Genomic DNA, 25,232 nt, shown 5'->3' on the forward strand with positions numbered 1-25,232 from the left:
CACCCATGGCTGATCGCGCTGCCCGCCTGGCTTTCATTCTCAGTCTGACCGACAAGGTCAGCGCCCCGTTGGGCAAGGTGAAAACCAGCTTTTCGGACCTGGCCAATCAGGGCCAGCAGAACATCATCAAGGTGGGCGCAGGCCTTGCTGGAATGGTCGGGGCCGGCGTGGCCATCACTGAATCGCTGGAGCCGGCGCTTGAGATGAACCGGGCGCTCGGTGAGGTCCGATCGCTGGGCATTGCCGAGGATGCATTGTCCTCGCTCAATCAGAAAGCGTTGGAATTCTCGGTCGATTACGCCGCCAGTGCTCAGGATTTTGTCGCGTCGGCGGCGGCCGTCGACGGTGCGATCAAAGGATTGAGCGCCAGTCAGCTGACCTCGATCACCAACACCAGCAACATCTTGGCCAAGGCTACCAAGAGTGATGCGGAAACCATGAGTGCCTATGTCGGCACCATGTACAACCTGTTCAAGGGCCAGGCCGATGCCATGGGCCGAACTGAATGGGCCGAGAAGCTCGGTGGCCAAACGGCGCTGGCGGTGAAGCTGTTCCGCACCGATGGCGCGCAGTTGAAAGACGCCTTCAAGGAAGTCGGGGCGATCGCCACCAGCTTCGGCGTTGACCTGTCCGAACAGTTCGCGGTGATCGGTAGCCTCAGCAGCACCATGGAAGGCGGCGACGCCGGCGGACGTTACAAGGCGTTCTTTGAGAACGCCGGCGCCGGTGCCGAAAAACTGGGCGTCAAGTTGACGGACGGGCAGGGCAAGATGCTGCCGATCCTTCAAGTCCTGGACACGCTCCAGGGCAAGCTGGGCGATCTCAATAGCGCCTCGGCCAGTGCGAAGTTGCTGGATGCATTCGGTGGTGAGGGTGCCCAGGTCATTGGCGCGCTGGCCAAGGATACCGACCGGCTGAAAAACGGGCTCGACCAGTTGGGCAAGGTGCGCGGACTGGAAACCGCCGAGCAGATGGCCAAAGCCATGGTGGACCCGTGGCAACAGTTCGGGGCCGCCGTGCAAGCGTTGCGCATCGCCTTCGGTCAATCGCTGATCCCCTTGCTGACGCCGTTGATGGATCGACTGGTGGGCATTGCGTCGACGCTGACGCGCTGGACGCAGCTTTTTCCCAACATCACCCGGGCCATCGGCATCGTTGTCCTGATCATCCTCGGCCTTGCCGGCGCGATGGCCACACTGACCGCGGTTGTCGGGCTGAGCAAGCTGGTGTGGCTGTCCCTGGTCACGATCTGGAAGGTGCTGACCTGGACAGGTTTTCGCAGCATCGCGATGTTCCTGGTGCACGCCGTGATGATCAGCGCCTTTGTGGTCGGCCTGGTCGGCATGTACACCTGGATGGGCATCGTCCGGGGCGCAATGCTGCTCTGGCAGGGGGCCATTTGGTTGGTCAATGCCGCCATGCTGGCCAACCCCGTATTGCTGATCATTGTGGGCATCGTGGCCTTGGTCGCAGCCGTCGTCGCGGCGGTTGCTTACTGGGACCAATGGACCTCGGCGCTGATGAACACGGCCGCGTTCAAGTGGGTGTCCGAGCAGCTGCAGGCCCTGTCGGATTGGTTCGGCTCCATGGGTGGCTGGTCGGGCATGGCCAGCGCGGCGTGGGACGGCATCGTGTCGATCTTCACCGATGCCATCAGCAGCCTTATTGACCTGCTGAACAAGATCCCGGGCGTGAACATTGAGGCGTCGTTCGGCAGCTTGCCCAAGGTACCGGACGTACCGGGGGTGTCGGTACCGGTCGACCCGCAAACGCAGGAACAACTGCGCTCCAGCACCGGCAGCATTTCCCCTTCGGGACCTACGGCCGTGCCGCAGGGTGGCTTCCTGCGCACCATCCAGAACAACAACAGCCAGACGCAAAACCAAGGCGTCCACGTTGAAAACCTGAACCTGACCAACAGCAAACCGATGAACCAACTGGAGCTGGAAAACATGATCGGCATGGCGGTACCGGGATGAGTGAATACCTGGATCTGTTGATCGTCGGCAACGACTTCGCTTTGGACGCGAGCCGCCAGCCGGTACCGGTCGAGGACCGGGCCTGCATCGCCCAGGACATCGCACACATGATCCGAGAGACCGGGCTGCTGGTGACCCTGGTGGCCGAGCGCAATCGCCTGAAACAGCGCGACTGCATCCAGCAGCTGGAACTGCTGGTCGAGGACGACGTGCGCCTGGTACCCGGTACTGCCCGGATCACCCAGCTGGAGCCCGGCCAGTACCTGGTCACGGCCAAAACCATCAAATTCGGCGATATCGAGGTAACCCTTTGAGCGACGTGGATTTCAAACAGGCGCTGGCCGACGCCGGTATTCCCACCACCGAGGCTGCATTGCGCCAGGCGTGGGAGGCCGAAGTAACCGCCCAGGGTAGCAAGCTGGCCAACACCAGCAGCTATTCGCCGTTCTGGCGTGTGGTCACCGCGCTGGTGACCAAACCGGTGCTTTGGCTGCTGACCTTCGTTAGTGACACCGTGTTGCCAAATTTCTTCGTAAAGACGGCCACCGGCACCTGGCTGGACATGCTCGCCTGGGCGGTCAACGTCACCCGCAAAAGCGCGGTGAAGTCGAAGGGCACCATTCTGTTTACCCGGGCGGTATCGGGTGGTGCGCTGCAGGTGCCGATCGGCACCCTGGTGCAATCCAGCTCGATCAACGGCCACGTCTATCAGCTGGTGACCACAGCGGTGGGCAACTTCACCGATGGACTGCTGCAGCTGCAGATTCCGGTGGAGGCGGTCGAGGAGGGCAGTGGTTTTAACCTGGCCCCGGGTTACTACGGGGTTTTGCCGGTCCCGGTACCAGGCATCGTCTCGGTCACCAACACCGACGATTGGTTGTCCTCACCAGGTGCGGACCAAGAACTGGATGATGACCTGCGTCTGCGCGTGCGCAACCAGTTCTCGGCGGTCAACCAGTGGCATACCGATGCGGTGTATCGCGCCCTTATCGCCGCGTTTCCCGGCGTGCAGCCCGACGGTGTGTACTTCGAACACGACGCACCCCGTGGCCCGGGCAGCGCGAATGCCTTTGTCCTGTTCGAGGCCGGCGTGCCCGCCGCCGAGTACCTGGTGCAGATCAACGCCAAAATCCGCGACGAGGGCAATCACGGCCACGGTGATGATCTGCTGGTGATGGTCATGCCCGAAACCCTGGCCAACATCGCCGTGGACATCTGGCCCCGATCGACACTCACGGAGGTGCAACGTACCGCGCTCAAGGCCGACGTCGAGCTGTTCATTCGGGCGGCATTCCGTGAAAGCAGCGCCAAGGACTATCAGCCGACGCTGACCTTCCCGCAGTCGCGCTTTTCGTTCAGCCGCCTCGGCGAGGAATTGCACCAGCAGTTCGCCAGCCTTGAGTCGTTGCGCTTTACCAACACCGACATTCTGTCCGAGCTGAGCATTCCCCGGATCCAGACGCTGCAGGTAACGCTCCATGATTAAGCTCGAATTGCCCTTCTGGCTCGACGGCGCAGAGCCCTCGAAGCTCAAGGCAGCGGCGCAGTCCTGGTGGGAAACGGTGGAAGGCTGGATGCGCTGGCCGCTGCTGCAGATGGACGCCGAAACCTGCCACCTGACCGTGCTCGATCTGCTCGCCTGGCAGCGCGACATCACCCGCTTCAAGGGCGAGCCCGAGCCGCTTTACCGCCTGCGCGTGAAGTACGCCTTCATCAACGCGGTGGACGCCGGCAGCACCGCCGGAATGAAACGCATTCTGCAGCGCCTGGGCGTCGGTTACGTCGAGATCGAGGAGCGCATGCCCGATCGGGATTGGGACGTGGTGCTGCTGCGTTTCTCCGACACCCAACTGGCGCAAAACCCCGAGCTGTTGCGGGTGTTGATTCAACAATACGGCCGCACCTGCCGCCGCTATGACTTCGTGACCATCACACCGGTGCCGTTTCGTATCGCCGTGGTCGACTTCAACGATGACCAGCAAACGCTGGTTGCCAGCCTTTAGGAGCCCCCATGGGAGCCAGTATTACCCTTGCGGGTGAAAGCCTGATTGCGCAGAAGCACGTCGCCCAGCAGGGCCTTGACGTGGTGCGCTTCATTTTTGCCAACGTCCCTGGGCTTGACCCCAGTGGGCCGGTCGATCGCGCAGCACCCAAACCAGCCGCTGGACAGATCGTCCACGTCTACGACATCCCGGGCGAAAATGCCGGCTATGTGAATCCCAACCAGGTCGTGTACAGCTCGCAGATCGGCTCTGACATTGGCGACTGGGATTTCAACTGGATCGGCTTGGAGACGGCTGAAGGTGTGTTGTTTGCCGTGGCCTACGTGCCGCTGCAGATCAAACGCCGCAACATCCCGCCGCTGCAGATTGGCAACAACCTGACGCGCAACTTCCTGGTGGCTTTCGACGGCGCCCAGGCGCTGACCGGCATCACCATTGATGCCAGCACCTGGCAGCACGACTTCACTGTGCGCTTGGCCGGCATCGATGAGCGCGAGCGCTTGAGCAATCGGGACATCTTCGGGCGAGCGTGCTTTTTCGGCAGCTCGCTGCAGGTGGAAAAGGTCGGCAGCGTTTACCAGGTCAAACCGGGGACTGCTTACATCGACGGGATCCGCCTGGAGCGCACGGCCGCTCTGCCGATCGTGCCGCCGGCATTCCCCACCACGGTCTGGCTCGACGTTGCGCTTCAGCGCGAAATGAGCGATGTCGTTGCCAGCTGGCAGGTGGTGTTCGGCGCTGATAAGCCCGACTTCACCGACAGCGCCGGCGTGCGTCATTACTGCGTGGCGATCGCGGACCTGACCAACGCCAATACCCTGATCGATCGCCGCTCCGTCGAGGCGATCAGCGGGCCGTTGGTGACTCATTTCGCGGCGCGAATCGGTGACTACGAGCAACTGCGTGCGCGAGCAACGACCAAGGATGACGTCGACCTGGGCAACTTGCCCAACGCCAAGAGCGACAGTCTGGAGTTGGATGATTCCGAAAGCCTGGCAACGTCCAAGGCGGTGGGCAAAGTGTGGAAATCGATCTGTGTGCAGACGTCCAATTTTGCCGTCAACAAAGTGCTGACAGCGGCTGAACGCGGTTTAGTCCTGGTCGATGCCAGCGCGGCGGGTCGCACCATCACACTGCCGGCTTCGAACGCCGCGTTAGGGGTGATTGACTTCATCGTTCGCCGCACCGACAACACCGGCAATCGTCTGGTGGTGCAAGCGTCCGGAACAGACAAGATCAAGTTTCACACGCACCTCAAAGCGAGTGGCTACCCGTTTTTTATCCTGATGGGCGCGGGCGACTACTGGCACGTCCGCAGCGACGGTGCTGGTAACTGGTGGCCGATTGGCCGTTTCGACAGTACGCCACTGGGTCGGCCGGTTTTCGAAACCACCACGTTGTTCAGCCCGGGTGGTTATGGCGCCTTTAATGGCTCGGAACTCATTCGTTCGGAATGGCCGTGGACATGGGACCACGCGCAGCAATCCGAAATGCTGACCACCGAAGCGGCTCGCGTCGGCATGGAGGGTGGCTGGACTTCCGGCGATGGCGTGTCGACATTTCGGGGTCCAGAAGGCCGGGCCGAGTTTCTTCGAATCCTGGACGACACCCGGGGCATCGATGTAGGACGCAAGGCGGGCAGTCGTCAGAAGGCGACCGGCATCCAAGGGTTTGTCGGTGGCGATGGCTCCGCATTATTCGTTGGGTTGAGCGATATGGATGCGACAGCGGACGGCGGTGTACAGCCCTGGAACTACTACCAGCAGACAGGATCGGGCGGCGTTATCAATTCTGCACCGAACCGCGTGCATCCCCGAAACATTGCCTATCCAGGCCGAATCAAACTGATCTGAGGCATCCATGTTTATCTATCTGACTGACAACACCGGCGTTCTGAACGGCCCTGTAGAGCTGCCGGTGATCCCGGGCATTGGCACGCAAATGCCGGCGAACGCCGTAGAACTTGAGGTTGAATTGGCCGCGCCGGAGGATGGGCACGTGTGGGTGCTCGGCGATGCCCAACCCGAGCAGATCGCCGATCACCGTGGCACGGTGTATCGAACGGATAACGGCGCCGCCCTGCAGTATTTTGAGTTGGGTGACCTGCCGGAAGGGCTCACCGCGAAGCCCAAGCCATCAGCCGCTTATCAGTGGTGGCAAGGGGAATGGGTTCAAGATTTAACCTCGCTGCATGCCTTGCAAGCGGCCAAAGTGAACGCCGGCTGCGTGGCCACGATCACCGGTGGTTTTTGGTCCTCGGCGTTGGGCAGTCCGCATCAGTACAGCAGTGAGATGGACGATCAACTGAACCTGACCGGCGCGGTGCTACGTGGCCTGGAAATGCTCTATGCCTGTCGCGATCAGCAGGGAGTAAAGGCGTTTCGTTCACATACCGTTGCGCAACTGCGCCAGGTCAGCGATGACTTTACCGATTACAAATTGCTGATGTTGCTGGAGGCCAATCGCCTGAAACAGCTGCTCGATCAGGCGCTTTTGGCTGGTGATCCGGCCGCCATCGAAGTGGTTATCTGGAAGGAGCCTCAGCCGTGAATTGGGCGCCAGTGAACATGCGTTGGCCTGAGCAGTCGACGGCGTGGATGGATCAGATGAACGATGCCAAGGAGATGGCTGGGGCAAACCTGCTCAGCACTGCCCAACGGTTGAGCAGTCTTGACGGCCTGGCCACCACCGATCCGAGCGCGATCGGCGGGATCGTCAAGGACGTCGTTGCGAACGGACGCGCCGCCCTCGATGCGCAGTTCAGCGAATCTCCGAAATGCCTCGTCGTCACGCCGTTTCAAAGTGGCGTCGGCCAGGGCACTGGCTACCAGCGTTTTCTGTCGGCTCCCGGCGTGCTGCAGCGCCTGGCCGAAAAGCTCGACGACGGTACCGACGCTGCTCGACCGGATGGCGAGCAATACGCCCTGGTGCTGCTGTTCCTGGGCACCAATTTCGGTCTGTTGGCCAGTGTGTTGTCGAAGTTCAACGCCTTGCTGCCGATCGCGGATCTGCAGCGCGCCGAACGCCGAGCGCGCAACCTGGTGCAGCTTGAGGCGGAAAAGTGGCAGATCCCAATCAGCGGCATGCAGCCGGCGTGGTCCGAACTGCCGCTGCAGAGCTGCACCGTCGTCAAGACGGCCACTCAATCGTTCAACGGCCAGTTGGCCATGATGGAAAGCTACGCGGCGGACAGTTCGCCGCTGAGCGACTTGGCCGAACTTGCCCAGCGTAAAGCGCAGCAGTCGGTCGACCAGGATGAAAAACTGTCGGCGCTCAAGGAACTGCTTTCGGGCGGCACCGACGAGCCGACCATGCAGGCCCGCTTAATTGGCCCAGGCGATACCAGTGAGCTTCGCAAGCAACTGCTCGAGGGCGACAACGCACCGGGGCATGAGTGGGTGCAGTCGGCTGGTGTGATCCTGGTCGGCTCGCTCCAGGGGCTGAGTTTCGTCCGCGAACTGGTGGGTCTATGACGCTGTTGCTCGATGGTGAACAGATCATTGGACACCGTCTGAAGGTCACCGCGAACCTGAAGATCGACAGTGACGACATGTCGGGACAGACCAGCAGCACCGACAAATCGCACAAGGGCTTCAAGCCGAAGACGCTGACGGTGGCGATGATGATTCGCTACAAGGACAGCGCCCACCTGCGCACGCTAATGCGACTGGCCGAGGGCACCGCCGGCGGTGGCCAGCTGCGCACCTACCGAATCGTCAACGACACTGCCGAGGCCTTCGGCATTCGCCAAGTACAGTTTTCCGACGGCGTCAGCGCCCGGGAAGACGACACCCTGTCGCAATGGATCATCCAGTTCACCTTGTCCGAGAAACTGTCGAACCCTGAGAAAGTCGAGAGCCGCCGCGCCGCCAGCGGCGTCAATACGCAGTCCGCCCCGGGTGATGGTGTAGCTGGTGCCGGCGCGGGCGAGTCTGGAAACGGTCCGGAACTGACCGGCTTCGAAGCTGTACTGAAGAAGGTCGACAATTACCTGGGCGGTGCCTCATGAGTCTGAAACTGCACAAGGTGTTGACGATCAGCGGTGTGGTGCACCCGCTGGTGAAGGACGAAGTTCGCCTGGACGTGAAAAGCCCAGGGCGAGCGATGTTCACGATTCAGTCCAGCACGCCCGTCAAAGGGCTGGTGACACTCGACATCGGGTACAACGAAAGCGCCCTGCAGCGCCATTTCATCGGGTTCGTGGAGCGCAGCACCGTGGCCAACAGCGTGCAACAGGTCGTGCTCTGCCGCGAGCTGGCCGCTGTGCTGGCCAACCCACTGCCGTTGAACCTGCGCCATGTGGACCTGCGCGCTGTCCTGGGTGAGATCAGCGACAGGACCGGCCTGCGCTTTCGTGTTCCGGATCAGGCCTACACCAAGGTCAAGGCGCCGTTTTTCTACAGCCTGGCCGCTGGTTACCAGGCCATGGACAGTATGGCGCGAGTGTTCGGCGTTCCGGACTTCATCTGGCAGCAGCAGGGTGACGGCGAGGTGTTCGTGGGCAGTTGGGCCGACAGCTTCTTTGGTGCCCGTGCGCCGCTGCAGCTGCCAGTCGAGCTGTTCGACGGTTACCAGGGCAACCAGAGCGCGACGATTTCCGCGCTGCCCGGGCTGCGACCAGGTGCAACTATCAATCAAGGCGAGCGAATCACCAGCGTGACGCTTTCCGGCACTCAGATGGGGATCAAATGGACGACGCAATAAAGCGCAGTGTCGAGCGGCAGTTTCCAGAATTGACCGGTGGCTATCACTTGCCACGGTTTGCGCGCGTGGTCGGGATCGCCGATGCGCCCGCCGGCGCCGGGATCTGTGACGACTTCCGCCCGCGTTACGCGGTCGACATTGAAGTGCTATTGCCCAGCGGCGAGGCGGATCCCGACATGCCGGTGCTGTCCGGCGTTCCGCTTCCGGTCCCAACGGGCGGCGAAGAGATGGGCGTCTATGGATTCCCCGAGGAGGGCACCCGCGTGGTCGTGTGCTTCGCCTATGGCCTACCGAGCAGTCCGTATATCCAGACGATCCTGCCGCACGGGCTGAGCCTGCCGAAGGTGCCCAAGGGTGACCAGGTGTGGCAGCACAGTGATGCCGTGCAGCAGCGCGTTGACGCGGATGGCAACTGGACCCGGCAGACTGACGGGAAGATTCGGGATCAGGCGATCGAGCGCGAGGTTGAGGCGAACGACAACCAGGAGCGATACCAGAGCCACGTCCACCAGGTTGAGCACCATTCGACGGAAACGGTCGGCGGCGTCAAGAAGATCGAGGCACTGGGCGCGCTCAAGCTCAATTCCGCCGGCACTGCGACAATCGCGGCCCTTGATGATTTGCACCAAGCCACCGGGCGGGACTTCAATTTGGTCGTGGGTCAGAAGCACAACGCCGCTGTGGGTGGAGACATGCAGGAGAAGATCCAGGGCCTGCGCGAGAGCATGGCCGGAATCAGCCAGCGGATGCAGGCGCCGAGATCATGGGTGGGATCTGAAAGTCTGAACGTGCTACGAGTCCTCTGTGAGTTACTGGACTTAACTGCGCAAATGAATTTACAGATCGCTGCGCACGTCCATGGAACCGGACCAATCCCCTCTACAGCAGCAATATTTACGAGTAATGCCGCTCTCTCTGCTGAACTTTCGAGTGCGATGAAACTGATAACAATGTGATCGTAAAGCTGAATTTAAATTAAGAATTTCTGAAGTGGTTCTGAATTAATCAAGAGGCTGTTTAAAGAAGGGGGCACTATGGTGCCGTTGGAGTGCAGTGTATATTGGAAGCGATACTCCTTTTCTGATTTAAACGGTATTGGCGGCTTTGTGAATGCGATGTCCTTCATTCTGGATTTTAGCTCGTCAGGCAACAGGTGGGTTGTGTTGTTTATGTGTATTTCGCGTAGGTCGTAAGTTACTTCGTCGCATCGAAAATTTATTCTGAGATCTCTATTGCAAAATTCTTCAGGGATGATGAAATTTCCTACTCTGGATTCTGTGTCAATGGTAGATAGTAGTGTTGTCCCTATGGCAATGCCGAATTTATGGGCATCTTTATAATTTATGAACCACTGGTCGTCGTAGTCTGGAAAAAGCTCCATGCAGTCACGCTGTTCTTTTACATGAGACATGCAAAAAATGAAGCTGTTGTGGTCTTCCCTTGTGATTGTCGCCGAAGAGTCCTGAAGTGTTACGTTTTCCCCTTCTCTTTCTACATACGTGTAGCTGTCCATACGCATGCTGTTTTGCCCTGGGAACTGGATGCAATCGTTGTCTCCGATTACCATGCCAGGAAATATCGTGTTATGCCAGACTCGATCGATCGTGACGATGCCGTCCAGTTTTACTTTGAATGTGTATATTCCTTCTTCACGATCAGCTATCTGCAGCTTCTCAGTGGCACGGTATTCATAAAGACTGCCAAGTTTTAGAAGGCTTCCGCTTTTTATGTTGTGTTTTTTGTCGCATCTCTTTGCTAAAAACATGATGTTGCCTCTTATTTTATTGTTTTGCTGTAGCCATCGATACCGAGCGACCTGAGTAGCGGCCTTCGGTGATCACCAAATTGAGTGGATATAGCACGTAGATAGGCTGCTGTTTCGATGTCTTTGTTATCTATGCCGGGCCAGAAAAATGGTACGTTCTCATTGTTTAAGCTTTCTATAAAAGTAATATGAGTAAGCGATAGGAAAATTCTGGCGAAGTTGGTAGGGTTGTTGAAGTTGTTTTTTAACATGTGTATGATTACATGCCTGTTAAATCCAGCGGTGTTGCCGTCATTAGGTTTGTATAAAACTTCTTTAAAGAATACTCTGAATGCATTCATGACGTCGCATTGAGGGCATATGTGAGTCAAGAAATCTATTTCAATGTCTGCGCTGTAAAATTTTCCGGGGTGCCAAACGTAATTTAAGGTGCGCCGACTACCCCATTGAAGAATTATTTCTTTCAGTCGCTGTTCAAAAATCGCTGCACTTATAGTTCTGGAGTCGGTGCTTAAAGTTTTGTTTTGAATGTTGCGAAGGCCAGCCTCGAATACTGGAATTAAAGACATTATCGCTATATGGTCCATGCCTATATAGTATGCTTCTATTGCCTCGAAAATTATTGTCTTATATTCTTTTAGTGCTTCGCTTTGAGAAAAGTATTTGTTGTAGTAAGTGGCTGCTACTTCGATGCTGAATATTTTATGTAGCCATTCATCTGATGCTTCCAATGGTGAGGCAGATTTGTTTATTTTGTATATTGAATTCACCAGATCTCCTTCCCCTATGTGGAACGGGACCGGTATGGATAGTTCGAGCATTCTTTCCTGTGTGCCAGTAACTCGACCCCACTTCTTGTTGTAATAATCTATTGGTCGCTCCGTGATGAAACAGACACCTTGACCTGTATTTATTTCAAAGCCAGGCTTGCCAATATCTTTTTCTGTTACTTCAATATTTTCATCCGCATGTTGCTTAAATGTGTCGATAATTTGCTGTGCGGTCAGCTTTGGCTGCTTACTTAGCCACTTAAGAGTTTTTTCGTACTTCATAGGAAAATCCCCATTCCTTGGCTCGAAAATTCAGTTCCGACTATAAAATGACTATCCTACAACTTTATAGTGGTTGTCATTCCAATCGACACCACCACGACTGTGCATAAGCACACCCGTCGATGTACTCAATCCCGCTTAACACAAATCCGGTGACCGCCATCCCTGCCAGCGTTGCGTCCAGCAGCCGAGGCAAAGGGTCCGGTTCAAGGGGCATCCCTACTTCCACACGAGCCACATTGGCGCTCCGACCGAGCTCGACGTTGTTTTCTGAGTTCACCATCACATTGCCTCGGATCGCGGGAAAGCGCCGCCGTTCTTGGGCCGTTAGCGCGAGGCCTCGAACTCTCATGGGGGTAACGAGCATATGCATGTGCTAACCCGCCTGATCGCCACTGTGACAATCAATCAGTGCTTCGACTGCGTACGCCAGAGCACCGTCTGCCTGCTCCAGGAGATCGCTAAGATCGTCACGGGTGATCAAGTGGAGGCGGTGCAGGGTGTGAGCCTGAATCAGAAGTGTTTTGTGATGACGTCCCGGGTTTTCGAGCAGTGCGGCTTCGTCCCGCAGAATTAATTCCCACTGCGCAATCGCGCCAGTCCTATCACCCGAAATTGCCAAATGCTTCGCATGCATAGCTCACCCCTAATCAATTTCAAAATACTGTATATATAAACAGTATAACGCTTGAGGTTTAGAGGCAATGTCGGTCCGATGAAACGAGGGACGAGGCCAGGCTAGGGCGCACGCTGGTGAATTCGGCTGGGCGAAGAAAAAACGTCTGAAAAAGCACTTATCCCCCTCCCGCCGACGGGCCTTGTGTCCTTTTTTTGTGCAATTCTGAATGTAATGCAAACGAGCCTGCAGCCCAGGCGGGCCATAGGGCTTTGCAGGTGATCGGCAATTTCACAGTTTGCAAAGTTAGGAAGAGAAGTGCAGCGCGGTCGCACAGCGCCGCTGTAGGAGGTCAGGGACGGGGAAGTACTGGAGGCCCCGGTTTATCAGAGGGGGACATTTGAAAACGTGCTGTTTGCGGAGTTTTCAATATTTGAACTAGTCGCACCAGGTGCGCTTTTGGGCTCTAACGAAATAGATGCCAATCAGCCTGGAAGCCACGCTCTGCATGTCTTGTAGACGATTTGGGGCATTTCACATCATTACTCACGTTTGTAGCGCTTCTTTGGCGTGAGTTAACCTCTCGCGTCGGAATAATGCTCCGACATTCGAGCGGGCCACTCGGCCTATGAATTAAACCAAGGAGACAAAAATGCCAAAATTCACGTTAAAGGACGGTGTGCTCAGCGCTGACAGTTACGTCAAAGCGACTCGTCAGTACACCTGTGGAAAAGGGACGGTCAGTGAGTTGACGTTGGACATGCCGGCAGGTATGACCGTTCAGGGAGCTATCAACGTAAATGCGGAATGCCCTTGCTGTGGAGAGAAAGTAGCAATCCCGACTGGCAAGCACAGTGTCAACAGCGATGGCGTCCTGATCACCGAGTAGCCTATCCGATAATGTCCACATCTCTATGCAGCGGATGTGGACACTGATTGTCCCCTACGTTCCCCAAACCTGCTGTTCTGCTCACTGACATGCGGCTCTACGCACCTTCCCCCATCATTTTGACGAACCACAACGAACCGTTGAGGTGACGCCTACTACGTGTGCATCTAAGGTAGTGACGGCACGCAGGTGCCTGAGGATGGGTGTATATATTTGTAGTCCTACGGGCAACCCAGGGATACGAAGCCAACCTTTGGATTGGCCGGCGCAGGAGTGGTGGACATGTCTAACCTCGGTATTTGTGACGCCTCCAGCCGTGAACGGGCAAGGCGTTAATCGGGCGCTTGGCTGCGCCTCTGATCAAAAAGTGCGCAATTCTAGCGGCGACACGCGCAGATGACCAGCTTTATGGAGGGAAATACGACGAGTGCTGCGCTATGCTTCGCGCCGTTAGGCTTTACCGAATTTTTACAGTCAACAAAACGTCTGTAACGTGAAGTAAAACAGCGCATGCTGCATGGCAAAGCATAGTGCTTCTTTCAAAGAAGTCCGGTCTGGGTAGTAGGAGTGGTGGATGGGTCAGGCAAGTAGTCAGGCGGCGGGTGCCGAGCATTCGGTAGCAAAGCCGATAGGCATGCTGGTCGCGGCGGTCGGGGTGGTTTATGGCGATATCGGCACGAGCCCTTTGTACACCCTCAAGGAAGTGTTTTCCGGTGGCTACGGCGTGCCGGTCAATCATGACGGCGTGTTGGGAATCCTGGCGCTGATCTTCTGGTCGCTGATCTGGGTTGTCTCCCTCAAATACATGATGTTCGTCCTGCGCGCCGACAACCAGGGCGAAGGCGGGATCATGGCCTTGACCGCGCTGGCCCGGCGGGCGGCGGCGGGGCATCCGAAACTGCGGTCGCTGCTGGTGGTCTGCGGGCTGATCGGCGCGGCGCTGTTCTATGGCGACAGCATGATCACCCCGGCGATTTCCGTCCTTTCGGCGATTGAAGGCCTGGGGCTGGCGTTCGATGGCATCGACCATTGGGTGGTGCCGCTGTCGCTGGTCGTGCTGGTGGCGCTGTTTTTGATCCAGAGCCACGGCACCGCGCGAATCGGCATTCTGTTCGGGCCGATCATGGTCACCTGGTTCCTGGTCCTGGGCGCGCTGGGCGTCTACGGCATCCTGCAACACCCGGAAGTGTTGCAAGCGATGAACCCAGTCTGGGGCGTGCGTTTCTTCATTGTTCACCCAGGCATGGGCGTGGCGATTCTCGGCGCGGTGGTGCTGGCATTGACCGGTGCCGAAGCGCTGTACGCCGACATGGGCCACTTTGGCCGCAAGCCGATTGCCCGTGCGTGGTTCATCCTGGTGCTGCCGGCGCTGGTGCTGAACTACTTCGGCCAGGGCGCCTTGCTGCTCGGTGATCCTGAAGCCGCGCGCAACCCGTTCTATCTGCTGGCGCCAAGCTGGGCCCTGATTCCACTGGTCGGCCTGTCGACCCTGGCCACGGTCATCGCCTCTCAGGCGGTGATTTCCGGTGCGTTCTCCCTGACCCGTCAAGCAATCCAGCTCGGTTACATTCCGCGCATGCACATTCGCCACACCTCCAGCGCCGAACAAGGCCAGATCTACATCGGCGCGGTGAACTGGTCGCTGATGGTCGGCGTGGTGTTGCTGGTGCTGGGTTTCGAATCTTCCGGCGCCCTGGCTTCGGCCTACGGCGTCGCGGTGACCGGTACCATGCTGATGACCAGCATTCTGGTGTCGGCGGTGATGTTGCTGTTGTGGAAATGGCCACCTGTGCTCGCGGTGCCGGTGTCGCTCGGCTTCTTGCTGGTAGACGGTCTGTACTTCGCCGCCAACGTGCCGAAAATCGTGCAAGGCGGGGCATTCCCGGTCATCGCCGGTATCGCCCTTTTCGTACTGATGACCACCTGGAAGCGCGGCAAGCAATTGCTGGTCGATCGTCTCGACGAGGGCGGTTTGCCGCTGCCGATCTTCATCAGCAGTATTCGCGTGCAACCCCCGCATCGTGTCCAGGGCACCGCCGTGTTCCTCACCGCGCGGCCAGACGCCGTACCTCACGCGCTGTTGCACAACCTGCTGCATAATCAGGTGCTGCATGAGCAAGTGGTGTTGCTGACCGTGGTGTACGAAGACATCCCGCGCGTGCCGCCAACCCGGCGCTTCGAGGTCGATTCCTACGGCGAAGGTTTCTTCCGGGTGATCCTGCACTTTGGCTTCGTCGATGAGCCGGACGTGCCGCAGGCGTTGAAGCTGTGCCATCTGGACGACCTCGACTTCAGCCCGATGCGCACCACCTACTTCCTCAGCCGCGAAACAGTGATCGCCTCCAAACTCGAAGGCATGGCCCGCTGGCGCGAGGCGCTGTTCGCTTTCATGTTGCAGAACGCCAACGGTAACCTGCGCTTCTTCAACCTGCCGCTGAACCGGGTGATTGAGCTGGGTACACAGGTAGAAATGTAAGCCCCATCAAAAAGCCCCCGTGCCGTGAAGGTAGCGGGGGCTTTTTTGTTTCCTGGATTCTTGCAGCTTGCTGTATGTCAAATACAGCGTAATACTTTGCGCAGAGCTATACGTTCAAATTTACATGCTTTTGAAGAGAGGTGAGTATGACGGCATTACTAGAGCGTGCTGACCAAGCCATATCGGTGACTGCCATGGTCAGAGGCTTCAGTGCGAGGCTCAAGGAAATTTCCAGTCGCGCCACTGAACGCCTGGTCATTTTCAAAGACAATCAGCCTGCTGCGGTGATTATCAATGTCGATGCGTATCAGGAAATGCTCGACGAGCTGGATGACCTTCGGATCGAGGTGGCCGCTCGCGAACGCCTGACCGGTTTTGATGAGACCAAAGCGGTCTGCCATGACGATATGCGGGCACGGTACGCCAGGAAGGACTAAAGGAGCTACGGATGGTTTGGGGCGTTATCTATCACCCGGATGTCCAGACGGATCTGGATCTGCTGGGAGCTGTTGCGGCAAATCGCATTCTTGATGTAATCGAAGAGCGAATTATCAACGGCGAGCCGGATAAGAGCGGCAAACCCCTGAGAGCCAGCCTTGCAGGCTGTAGAAGAATTCGGACAGGTGACACCCGGATTGTTTACCGAGTCGATGGGAGAGCGATCCAAGTGTTGATCGTTGCAGTCGGTGCGCGGCGTGATGAAGAGGTTTATGACGCAGCGGAGCGTCGCCTCTAAACAAAAGCCCCTGCTGCCATTAGGCAGCAGGGGCTTTTTTGTGCGCGAAGCTCAGATCACTCCTGAGCCGTCGCCTCTTCCTTGGCCTGGCGCTTGACGATGATGTCCACCAGCCGCTGAGCCAACGCCGGGTAGTTCTCGTCGAAGTGATGGCCGCCAGGCAGTTTCATCGCTTCGCCCACGGCGGACTTGTCGGTGCAGCCGCTTTCGTCGACTTCTTCTTCGCCGTAGATGCACACCACTTTCTCCGGTGGCAGCTTGGCCATTTCCGGGCCGGTGGCGGCTTCTTTGCCGGCGTTGCCGAGCCAGCCTTCGACTTCGATTTCGAAGCTGCCGGTGCGGGCGAAGGCGAGCAGGATGATGGCGTCGACGCGCTGTTGTTCCGACTCGGCCAGGCGGTTGTAGATGGCCGGCAGGACATCGGCACCAAACGAGTAACCGGTCAGGATGAAGCGCTTGGTGCCCCATTTCTGCCGGTAGTGTTGCATCAGTTCGGCGAGGTCCAGTGCGCTTTGTTCCGGGCTCTTGTGCTGCCAGTAGTAGCGCAGGGTGTCGATACCGACGACGGGGTAGCCGATTTTGGCCATTTCGCCCGCGACGTCACGGTCGAGGTCGCGCCAGCCGCCGTCACCGGACAGGAACAGGGTCACGGTGTCCTTGGCCTGGCCGGCCGGGACTTCAACCACTGGAATCTGCAGGCCACCGGCGGCTTTGTCACCGCCGACGAGGATCTTGCGCAGTTCGTTGTTCAGCACTTGCGGCAGGTTGATGTCGTAGTCGCTGATGCTGGTTTCGGCGTTGGGCTGGTCTCGCACGAAGCCCGCGCTGGCGTCGTCCGGGTTGTCGTTCCAGGCGACCAGCCAGTGGCCGTGGGCGGCACTTTTTGGCAGCAGGTGGGTGCAACCGGGTTTTTCCAGCGCCAGGTCGACGGAAACCGCCTGGGCCTTGTCGTCCTTCTGCTCGGACAACCAGCGCCACGCCAGCACCGCGCCAGGGCCTATGCCGCTGACCAGGGTGGCCGGGCCTTTGAGTTCTCGCAGGGCCGATTGCAGCGCACGGCTTTGCAGCAGGCATTCCTTTGGCAGAATGACTTGAACGATCTGCGCCGAGCCGGAGCGGCTCAGGGTTATCAGTTGCTGGTCGCTGAGCTTCTGCTCTTCGGTGACCGCCACCAGCACCTGAGCCTTCGGCGTGGTGCCGGGGATCACGCGGGTCATGGCGGCGCCATCGGCCGGTGTCAGCTGTTCGAGGGTCGGAGCCGGTGCCGGGCGTTTCAGGTACCAGTAGCCGCCACCCAGAATCAGGGCCAGCACTACCAGTGTGGCCAGTACGTACCGCAAGGAGCGTTGAATCATCAGCGTTTCACCAATCCAGTCAAGCCGCCCGCAATCAGGGCAGCAGTGTCGGCCAGGGCTACCAGCGGATCGAGTCCGGCGGGCACGGCCATATAACGGGGTTCCCAGTCAGGCTGGAACTTGTCTTTGAAGCGGCGCAAGCCTTGGAAGTTGTAGAGCTGCTCACCACGGCGGAATACCATCGAGCCCAGGCGCTGAGTCAAAGGTGCACCACGACGGGGTTGCAACCCCGACAACGGCACCATGCCCAGGCTGAAACGCGCGTATCCATGATTTTTATAATGTTGAATCAGGCCGACCATCATGAACTCCATGGTCAGCTTGGGGGCGTCCGGGTGCGCGCGCATCAGGTCGAGGCTGGCCAGATCATGGCCGTAGGTCTCGAGCAAGTTGGCGAACGCCACCGGGCGTCCTTCGAAACGAATCACCGCGACGCGGAAATGCTTGATGTAGTCATCACTGAAACGGCCCAGCGAGAAGCCTTTCTCGCGCACGTTCTTGCCGGTCAGCCAGGCGTCGGAAATCACCCTGAGCTCATCCATTGGCGCGTGCCCCGGTTCAAAGATCTCCAGGGACAAACCGTCACGGGTGCCGCGATTCCAGGTGTAGCGCAGGTCTTTCATCTCTTTGCCCTTGGCTTCGAGATCGAAACGCTGCAGATCGACCCGGGCTTCTTCGCCGAGTTTGATCGCGGTCAGGCCGATGTCCATGTAGTACGGCAGGTTCTCGGCGCGCACCTGATAAAACACCGGGCGGGCATGGTGGATGTCGCACAGGTCGCGGAACTGCCAGATCATCTCCGCCCGTTGCTGGGTCGGGCCGATCGGGTCGTACAACGCCACCAGGCTGCGGCCACGGCGGGCGTACATCAGAAACGCCTCGTCGTTAGGGTGGAACAGCAGCGCCTTGTCACCGGTCAGCGCGAGGCCGCCGTCCGGTTGGGAGGAGGCCATGAGAATCTTCACGGCGCGATCCAGCTCTTCCGTCGTCGGCAAGTGGATCACCGGGCGCGCGGTGCGCAACAGCCAGGTGAGTGACACTACGACCAACAACACGGCGGCGCCGAGCAGCGAACGCAACCCGCGAGGGGCGTCGGCGTCGAGGGTGAACTGCCACCAGAGTTGATGGCTGTACGGAACATCCTGATACGCAAACAATAAAAGCCAGATCGACGCGCCGAGGACGCAGAGGCTCGACACCAGGTACAGCGGCGAGAAGGGCAATTCCGTCAGGCGGCTGGCGCGGTAGAACGAGCGGCGGAACACCCCGAGCAGACTCGCCGTCAGGGTCATCAGGCAAGCTTCTTCCCAGTCGAACCCCTTGAGCAACGAAAGCACCGCACCGACCAGCAGCAAAATGGTGGTCAGCATCCATGCGGCCGACAATCGGCGACGCAGGCCTTGAGCGAGCAACAGGCACAATACGCCCACCAGGCTGGCGCCGAAGTGCGAGGCATCGACCAGTCGATGAGGGATCAGAAAACCGATGTGCTCCAGACGGGTGTCGATTTCCGGGGTCACGCCGGAGAAGAGCAGCACCACGCCGGAGAGAAACACCAGCACCGCCAGGATCGGCGCGGCCAGGCCGGAGGCGGCGCGCAGTGACTGGCGTGTCTGAAACAGGCGCTGGCCTTCGTTGATCAGCAAGAACACACAGGCCACCAGCAGCGGCAGCACGACGTAGATCAGGCGGTAGAGCAGCAGCGCGGCCGCCAGTGGCGCAGCGCCGAGTGTGTCGGCGAAAGCGGCCAGCAGAATCGCTTCGAACACCCCCACGCCACCCGGCACATGGCTGAGTACGCCGGCAGCCAGCGCCAGCAGGTACACCAGCAGGAACGCGCCAAACGGCGGGGCTTCAGGCAGCAACAGATAAAGCACGGTTGCAGCGGCGGCGACGTCCAGTGCGGTAATAATCAGCTGCAGAAAGGTCAGGCGTCGACCCGGCAGGCGCAGCGTGCGGCGTCCCACCTTGACCAGCAAATTGTCCGGATAAGGTTGTTCCGGCAGACGGCGGCGGTAGATGCCGATGGCCAACACGCCAAAAAGCAGCAGGACCGCGGCGGCAATCACACCCAGCAACGCCTCGGACATGCCCAGCGCAGTAGACGCGGCAGGAAGATCGCTGAGCGTCGCCAAGGCGGCCAGCGGCGGCAGGGCACAACCGAGGGAGAGGCTGGCGAACAACGTCATGTGAGCGACTTCTGAAGCCCCCAGCCCATGACGTGCATATAAACGGTAGCGAACCGAGCCCCCCGACAGCATCGAAAGGCCAATGGCATTGCCAATGGCAAACGCCGTAAACCCGCCCAGCGCGAGGAGGCGTGGTGCCAGGGTCACGCCAGCATAGCGACTGGCCGACCATTCATAGCCCAGCAGAATGATGAAGCCGACCACGGTCGCACCCAGTGCGCCCAACAATGCCGGTTTCGGAACTTCGAGAATCGAGTCGTGCAGCGCGTACAGGTCGAGCTCGCTCAGCAGGTGGCGACAGGCAATCAGCGCGATAGCGAACAACAGCAACGTAACAGCCAGGCCAATGGGCTGACGGTATTTGCTGATTCGATCAAGCAGGCGCAGACGCTCGGCCTTGATCGGTTGTGTCGCTGTGACGGTGTCTTGTGAATCAGACGAGTTGGCGCGCATCAATCACCTCTTGGATTGTGCGCGACAGGATGGGGGTATCGAGCCAAGTTACCAATCCCTGTAGAAAAAAATAATCACAAATATTAACGCCTCTCACCGATGTTCGGCGACGGCACGTCATCAGTCGTGGCGGGTTCTGCCTGCGACTCAGCATAGTCTGATCTGAGAACTTGGGTGATCCCGTACGCTTCACTGCATAGTGACAGGTCATTGTTGCGAAAGGACTTTTTCAACAGATACAAAAAAGGCCACTCTTTCGAGTAGCCTTTTTTGATGTTTGGTTGCGGGAGCCGGATTTGAACCGACGACCTTCGGGTTATGAGCCCGACGAGCTACCAGACTGCTCCATCCCGCGTCTGTGTGGCGGCATTCTATAGAGATACGCCGGGGTGTCAACCGTTAATCCCAAGATGGGTCAAATAAGCGTGAATGAGCGCCAGACGGTCGAAAGAGGCGCGTAGGAGCGAGCCTGCTCGCGAAAAACTCAAGGTCTCACGGGGTGTCTGAATTAACGCGTTATCGTTAACGACCATCGTCGGAACGCCGCCCGGAGACAGCTTGCTCCTACAGGTATTCGGTTTTTCTTGCGCGCACAAAAAAGGCCACTCTTTCGAGTAGCCTTTTTTGATGTTTGGTTGCGGGAGCCGGATTTGAACCGACGACCTTCGGGTTATGAGCCCGACGAGCTACCAGACTGCTCCATCCCGCGTCTGTGTGTCGGCATTCTACAGAGGATCGAGAGGCTGTCAACCTTCATTCTGGATAAAAACTGTTCTGGTTCAATCGCTTAGCTGGAAATTGACGCGCTGCAACCGGCTGTAATTCAGGCGCGGCAAGGGTTGCAGCTCTATTGGGCGGGTGGCTTCGATTGAGAAAATAAATTCATCAGCGACATTTCCTACGGTTGAAAAAGAACATTCAGCACCACTGGTGCTATATACAGGTGTCAGTGAGATACTGCCTTTCCGGCAGACCCTGACTCCATTTCTTCGCCATGAACACCGCTTTTATATGACCCAGCGAAAAATCATCCACGTCGATTGTGACTGCTTCTACGCCGCCATCGAGATGCGTGACGACCCGCGCCTGGCCGGTAAACCCTTGGCGGTGGGTGGCTCGGCGGACCGGCGCGGCGTGATCGCGACCTGCAATTACGAAGCGCGGGCCTATGGCGTGCGCTCGGCCATGTCTTCCGGGCACGCGTTGAAGCTGTGCCCGGACCTGACCATCGTCAAGCCGCGCATGGATGCCTATAGAGAAGCGTCGAAGGAAATTCACACGATCTTTCGCGATTACACCGACTTGATCGAGCCGCTTTCCCTGGATGAGGCCTATCTCGACGTCTCGGACAGCGCCCATTTCGGCGGCAGTGCCACGCGCATTGCCCAGGACATCCGCCGACGCGTGTCCAATCAATTGCACATCACGGTCTCGGCCGGGGTGGCGCCGAACAAGTTTCTCGCCAAGATCGCCAGCGACTGGAAAAAGCCCAATGGCTTGTTCGTCATCACGCCGGATCAGGTCGAGGACTTTGTCAGTGGTTTGCCCGTCAGCAAGCTGCACGGCGTTGGCAAAGTGACGGCCGACAAATTAGGCCGGCTCGGCATCGTCGACTGCTCGCATTTACGGGAGTGGGACAAGCTGGCGCTGGTGCGCGAATTTGGCAGTTTCGGCGAGCGGCTTTGGAGTCTCGCTCGTGGGATAGACGATCGATTGGTGCATAACGACAGTCGACGGCAGTCGATCAGCGTCGAGAATACCTACGACGTGGATCTGCCGGATCTGGTGAGTTGCCTGGATAAATTGCCCGAATTGCTGGAAACCCTGGCGGGCCGTATGGCGCGGATCGACAGCAGCTATCGGCCCGGCAAGCCGTTCGTCAAAGTGAAATTCCATGACTTTACCCAGACCACGCTGGAGCAGGCCGGGGCAGGGCGGGATTTGGGGAGTTTTCAGCTGTTGCTGACCCAGGCGTTCAATCGCGGCGGGAAACCGGTGCGGTTGTTGGGGGTGGGGGTCAGGCTTGAGGATTTGCGGGGCGGGTTTGAGCAGATGGAGTTGTTTGAGCGGTAGTTTTGCGGTGAATTCGAGGGACCCTTGTAGGAGCGAGCTTGCTCGCGATGGTGTGTCAGACACATTGTCGTTAACTGGCAAACCATCGCGAGCAAGCTCGCTCCTACAAAATCTTAATTCGGTCCCGGATCGGCGACCAGTCGCCCGGCATCCTTGGTCAGGGACTTGAGGAATTCGGTCTGCAACTCCGGATCGTTGCGGGTCAGTTCGATCAGGCTCTGTTCCAGTTCGCTGGCTTCTTCTTCCAGGCCCAACTCCGACAGACGTTTGACCCGGTGTACCCACTGGCTCACTTCATCGTCTTCGAGGTCGTCGTAAATCAGCCCGTGCGCTTCCAGCAGCTTGCCGCGCAAGGAACTGCTGACGGCAAGCGAGGAGTCAGTGTGCACATCGTCCTGGCCATCTTCGACCCTGATCAGCAGTCGAGTGAGATGGTTGATGTCATGTTCGGCGAACGGGCTGTCCAACAGGTTCAGGCGCAGGACGCCATTTTTGTCGGTGGTCAGCTCGAAGGTTTCCTTGCCAGCCTTGACCTCGACCGGACGCTCGCTCCACGGCAGGCTCGAATATTCGGTGCGTTTGTCACGCTGAACTTCGTCGATGCCCGCCAGGTTCTGTTGCGCGCGGCCATGGGACTGCACGTTCATGAACGGATTGAGTCCGGCGAAACCATAGCTGAGCCAGTCCTTTGTCATGCTGTCAGGCAGATTGCCGAGGGCGAAGACGTTGGCCACATTGGCGCCAACACCGGCCACCACAGCCACCGCCCCCAGCGGGATCTCGTAGATCTCCCGCCAGGGTTGGTAGGGCGTGTAGCGGTCGTAGTGGCGCGTGACTTCAAACTCAGTGATTTCGAATGTCTTCTGCTCGTGGATTTTCACCCGACGTTGCGGAAGCTCAAGCATCTTGGGCTCGCCGACATCGATCTGCAGGCTGTGGTCGAGCAGTTTGCGCTCGACACGTTCCTCCTGCTCACTGCGTTGTGACATGTGGTTCGCACAGCCGCTGACCAGCAGGGTGCCGCACAGGGCGGCACCACCGAGGCCTAAGGTGTTTCGCTTGAACATGACTTCTCTATCTGGTGTCAGCGGCGGATACGGGCCTGGAGGAACGACAGGACGTCAGCAACCGGCAGCGCTTGCGCTTCTGGCTCGGTGCGGCTCTTGTATTCCAGGTTGCCTTCAGCAAGGCCGCGGTCACTGACCACGATCCGGTGAGGAATGCCGATCAGCTCCATGTCCGCGAACTTGATGCCCGGGCTGGTTTTCTTGTCGCGGTCGTCCAGCAGCACCTCGAAGCCGGCAGCCGTCAGTTCGGCGTACAGCTTGTCGGTGGCTTCGCGAACCTGCTCGGTTTCGTAGCGCAATGGCACCAGTGCGACCTGGAACGGCGCCAGGGTGTCGCTCCAGATGATCCCGTTGGCGTCGTTGTTCTGCTCGATGGCCGCAGCTACCACACGGGAAACGCCGATGCCGTAGCAACCCATTTCCAGGGTGACCGGTTTGCCGTTCTCGCCCAGCACTTCGCATTTCATCGCTTTGCTGTACTTGTTGCCCAGCTGGAAGATGTGCCCGACTTCGATGCCGCGCTTGATTTCCAGGGTGCCTTTGCCGTCAGGGCTAGGGTCGCCAGCGACGACGTTACGCAGGTCGGCAACGGTCGGAACCGGCAGGTCGCGTTCCCAGTTCACGCCGAAGTAGTGCTTGTCGTCGATGTTGGCACCGATACCGAAGTCGCTCATCAGCTCGACCGAACGGTCGATGATGATTGGCAATGGCAGGTTCAACGGGCCGAGCGAGCCGGCACCGGCGCCAATGGCGTCGCGCAGTTCGGCGTCGGTGGCCATGACCAGCGGGCTGGCCACGCCAGGTTGCTGGGCAGCCTTGATTTCATTGAGTTCGTGGTCGCCACGAATGACCAGGGCAATCAGCTTGCCTTCTTCTTCGGCGCGCACGATCAGGGTCTTGATGGTCTTTTCAATCGGCAGATTGAATTTTTCCACCAGCGCGGCAATCGTCTTGGTCTCTGGCGTGTCGACCAGGCGCAGCTCTTCAGCTGGCGCTGGACGGGACGTTTCCCGTGGCACAGCTTCGGCTTTCTCGATGTTCGCGGCGTAGTCGGAACCGTTGCTGAAGACGATGTCGTCTTCGCCGGATTCGGCCAGTACGTGGAATTCGTGGGAGCCGGCGCCACCGATCGAGCCGTTGTCGGCCTCAACCGGGCGGAATCTCAGGCCCAGGCGGGTGAACACGTTGCAGTACGCCTGGTGCATGCGGTCATAGGTGACCTGCAGCGATGCCTGGTCCGCGTGGAACGAGTAGGCGTCCTTCATGATGAATTCGCGACCGCGCATCAAGCCAAAGCGCGGGCGGATTTCGTCACGGAATTTGGTCTGGATCTGATACAGGTTGATCGGCAGCTGTTTGTAGCTGCTCAACTCGTTGCGCATCAGGTCGGTGATCACTTCTTCGTGGGTCGGGCCGGCGCAGAAGTCGCGACCGTGGCGATCCTTGAAGCGCAGCAATTCCGGGCCGTACTCTTCCCAGCGACCGGATTCCTGCCACAGCTCAGCCGGTTGAGTGCTCGGCATCAACACTTCGAGAGAGCCAGCGGCGTTCATTTCTTCACGAACGACGGCTTCGACCTTGCGCATCACTCGCAAGCCCATCGGCAGCCAGGTGTAGAGGCCCGAGGCGAGTTTGCGGATCATGCCGGCGCGCAGCATCAGCTGATGGCTGATCACGACCGCGTCGGAAGGCGTTTCTTTCTGTGTGGCGAGCAAAAATTGACTGGTGCGCATGGTTGGCCGTTATCGATTGCTGATGACGAGAAATGACGGAGCATTGTACGGGCGAGATCCGCTGGCGTACAGGCGTGCGGTCGGCGGTGTGGCACGAGGGCCGGATTCGTCGGGCCCTCTGCAATGTTTCCTACAGAAGCAT

The 25,232-nt window shown here is 58.7% G+C and carries 22 protein-coding genes and 2 tRNA genes; 15 read left to right on the plus strand and 9 right to left on the minus strand.

What is annotated here, in order from left to right; genetic code table 11:
* Window positions 1-5: 5 nt before the first annotated feature.
* The 10 genes from EJA72_RS26355 to EJA72_RS26400 are packed head-to-tail and all read left to right on the plus strand — an operon-like array spanning window position 6 to window position 9,642.
* Entirely contained in the window at window positions 6-1,979 is a 1,974-nt protein-coding gene (locus EJA72_RS26355; RefSeq protein ID WP_157714802.1) for a phage tail tape measure protein, read from the plus strand.
* A complete protein-coding gene (locus tag EJA72_RS26360) occupies window positions 1,976-2,293 on the plus strand; it encodes a DUF2590 family protein (RefSeq protein WP_157714803.1) in 318 nt (105 codons plus the stop codon). The genes EJA72_RS26355 and EJA72_RS26360 overlap by 4 nt, the downstream gene beginning before the upstream one ends.
* Window positions 2,290-3,465, plus strand: a complete 1,176-nt coding sequence (locus EJA72_RS26365) for a baseplate J/gp47 family protein (RefSeq protein WP_157714804.1) — start codon at window positions 2,290-2,292, stop codon at window positions 3,463-3,465. Before EJA72_RS26360 ends, EJA72_RS26365 begins: the two co-directional genes overlap by 4 nt.
* On the plus strand, window positions 3,458-3,982 hold the full coding sequence (locus tag EJA72_RS26370) for a phage tail protein (protein ID WP_157714805.1): 525 nt from the start codon (window positions 3,458-3,460) through the stop codon (window positions 3,980-3,982). Before EJA72_RS26365 ends, EJA72_RS26370 begins: the two co-directional genes overlap by 8 nt.
* Window positions 3,983-3,990: 8 nt before the next feature.
* On the plus strand, window positions 3,991-5,835 hold the full coding sequence (locus EJA72_RS26375) for a phage tail protein (RefSeq protein WP_157714806.1): 1,845 nt from the start codon (window positions 3,991-3,993) through the stop codon (window positions 5,833-5,835).
* Window positions 5,836-5,842: 7 nt separating this feature from the next.
* Window positions 5,843-6,532 carry a hypothetical protein gene (locus EJA72_RS26380; RefSeq protein WP_157714807.1) on the plus strand — a complete coding sequence of 230 codons (690 nt, stop codon included), beginning with the start codon at window positions 5,843-5,845 and terminating at the stop codon, window positions 6,530-6,532.
* The gene (locus tag EJA72_RS26385; RefSeq protein WP_178129595.1) at window positions 6,529-7,455 is read left to right on the plus strand and encodes a hypothetical protein; all 927 of its coding nucleotides are present in this window, start codon (window positions 6,529-6,531) and stop codon (window positions 7,453-7,455) included. Before EJA72_RS26380 ends, EJA72_RS26385 begins: the two co-directional genes overlap by 4 nt.
* Complete coding sequence (locus EJA72_RS26390; RefSeq protein ID WP_157714809.1) at window positions 7,452-7,991, plus strand: DNA-binding protein; 540 nt, start codon at window positions 7,452-7,454, stop codon at window positions 7,989-7,991. Before EJA72_RS26385 ends, EJA72_RS26390 begins: the two co-directional genes overlap by 4 nt.
* Window positions 7,988-8,686 (plus strand): hypothetical protein, encoded by a 699-nt coding sequence (locus EJA72_RS26395; RefSeq protein ID WP_157714810.1) that lies wholly within the window; start codon window positions 7,988-7,990, stop codon window positions 8,684-8,686. Before EJA72_RS26390 ends, EJA72_RS26395 begins: the two co-directional genes overlap by 4 nt.
* Window positions 8,671-9,642 carry a hypothetical protein gene (locus EJA72_RS26400; protein WP_157714811.1) on the plus strand — a complete coding sequence of 324 codons (972 nt, stop codon included), beginning with the start codon at window positions 8,671-8,673 and terminating at the stop codon, window positions 9,640-9,642. The genes EJA72_RS26395 and EJA72_RS26400 overlap by 16 nt, the downstream gene beginning before the upstream one ends.
* Before the next feature lie 14 nt (window positions 9,643-9,656).
* Here EJA72_RS26400 and EJA72_RS26405 read toward each other — a convergent pair whose 3' ends face one another.
* From EJA72_RS26405 to EJA72_RS29445, 3 genes are all read right to left on the minus strand, one after another.
* Window positions 9,657-10,451: a hypothetical protein gene (locus tag EJA72_RS26405; protein ID WP_157714812.1), complete on the minus strand. Its 795-nt coding sequence runs from the start codon at window positions 10,449-10,451 to the stop codon at window positions 9,657-9,659.
* A gap of 11 nt (window positions 10,452-10,462) precedes the next feature.
* A complete protein-coding gene (locus EJA72_RS26410) occupies window positions 10,463-11,503 on the minus strand; it encodes a hypothetical protein (protein ID WP_157714813.1) in 1,041 nt (346 codons plus the stop codon).
* Between the two features lie 76 nt (window positions 11,504-11,579).
* Window positions 11,580-11,876: a hypothetical protein gene (locus tag EJA72_RS29445; RefSeq protein WP_256679776.1), complete on the minus strand. Its 297-nt coding sequence runs from the start codon at window positions 11,874-11,876 to the stop codon at window positions 11,580-11,582.
* An 895-nt stretch (window positions 11,877-12,771) separates the two neighbouring features.
* On the opposite strand from EJA72_RS29445, the gene EJA72_RS26415 reads away from it, so the two are divergent.
* The 4 genes from EJA72_RS26415 (at window position 12,772) to EJA72_RS26430 (ending at window position 16,220) form a co-directional block, all read left to right on the plus strand.
* Window positions 12,772-13,008 (plus strand): hypothetical protein, encoded by a 237-nt coding sequence (locus tag EJA72_RS26415; RefSeq protein ID WP_157714814.1) that lies wholly within the window; start codon window positions 12,772-12,774, stop codon window positions 13,006-13,008.
* A gap of 574 nt (window positions 13,009-13,582) precedes the next feature.
* On the plus strand, window positions 13,583-15,484 hold the full coding sequence (locus EJA72_RS26420) for a potassium transporter Kup (protein ID WP_157714815.1): 1,902 nt from the start codon (window positions 13,583-13,585) through the stop codon (window positions 15,482-15,484).
* 146 nt (window positions 15,485-15,630) lie between these two features.
* Window positions 15,631-15,921 (plus strand): type II toxin-antitoxin system Phd/YefM family antitoxin, encoded by a 291-nt coding sequence (locus EJA72_RS26425; RefSeq protein ID WP_157714816.1) that lies wholly within the window; start codon window positions 15,631-15,633, stop codon window positions 15,919-15,921.
* An 11-nt stretch (window positions 15,922-15,932) separates the two neighbouring features.
* A complete protein-coding gene (locus EJA72_RS26430) occupies window positions 15,933-16,220 on the plus strand; it encodes a type II toxin-antitoxin system RelE/ParE family toxin (protein WP_157714817.1) in 288 nt (95 codons plus the stop codon).
* Between the two features lie 56 nt (window positions 16,221-16,276).
* Here EJA72_RS26430 and EJA72_RS26435 read toward each other — a convergent pair whose 3' ends face one another.
* The 4 genes from EJA72_RS26435 to EJA72_RS26450 all read right to left on the minus strand — a co-directional run bounded on the left by EJA72_RS26435 (window position 16,277) and on the right by EJA72_RS26450 (window position 20,926).
* Window positions 16,277-17,575: a virulence factor family protein gene (locus EJA72_RS26435; protein WP_157714818.1), complete on the minus strand. Its 1,299-nt coding sequence runs from the start codon at window positions 17,573-17,575 to the stop codon at window positions 16,277-16,279.
* Window positions 17,575-20,217, minus strand: a complete 2,643-nt coding sequence (mprF, locus tag EJA72_RS26440) for a bifunctional lysylphosphatidylglycerol flippase/synthetase MprF (RefSeq protein WP_157714819.1) — start codon at window positions 20,215-20,217, stop codon at window positions 17,575-17,577. Before mprF ends, EJA72_RS26435 begins: the two co-directional genes overlap by 1 nt.
* Before the next feature lie 278 nt (window positions 20,218-20,495).
* A tRNA-Met gene (locus tag EJA72_RS26445) sits at window positions 20,496-20,572 on the minus strand.
* A gap of 277 nt (window positions 20,573-20,849) precedes the next feature.
* Window positions 20,850-20,926 (minus strand) — tRNA-Met (locus tag EJA72_RS26450).
* A 302-nt stretch (window positions 20,927-21,228) separates the two neighbouring features.
* Between EJA72_RS26450 and dinB the strand changes: the two genes are divergently transcribed.
* Window positions 21,229-22,290, plus strand: a complete 1,062-nt coding sequence (dinB, locus tag EJA72_RS26455; RefSeq protein WP_157714820.1) for a DNA polymerase IV — start codon at window positions 21,229-21,231, stop codon at window positions 22,288-22,290.
* 113 nt (window positions 22,291-22,403) lie between these two features.
* Here dinB and EJA72_RS26460 read toward each other — a convergent pair whose 3' ends face one another.
* Both EJA72_RS26460 and EJA72_RS26465 read right to left on the minus strand, forming a co-directional pair.
* Window positions 22,404-23,357, minus strand: a complete 954-nt coding sequence (locus tag EJA72_RS26460) for a hypothetical protein (RefSeq protein WP_157714821.1) — start codon at window positions 23,355-23,357, stop codon at window positions 22,404-22,406.
* A gap of 17 nt (window positions 23,358-23,374) precedes the next feature.
* Window positions 23,375-25,090: a proline--tRNA ligase gene (locus EJA72_RS26465; protein WP_157714822.1), complete on the minus strand. Its 1,716-nt coding sequence runs from the start codon at window positions 25,088-25,090 to the stop codon at window positions 23,375-23,377.
* Window positions 25,091-25,232 lie beyond the last annotated feature (142 nt).

This window comes from Pseudomonas sp. PB120 (assembly GCF_009761815.1).
Lineage (GTDB): Bacteria > Pseudomonadota > Gammaproteobacteria > Pseudomonadales > Pseudomonadaceae > Aquipseudomonas.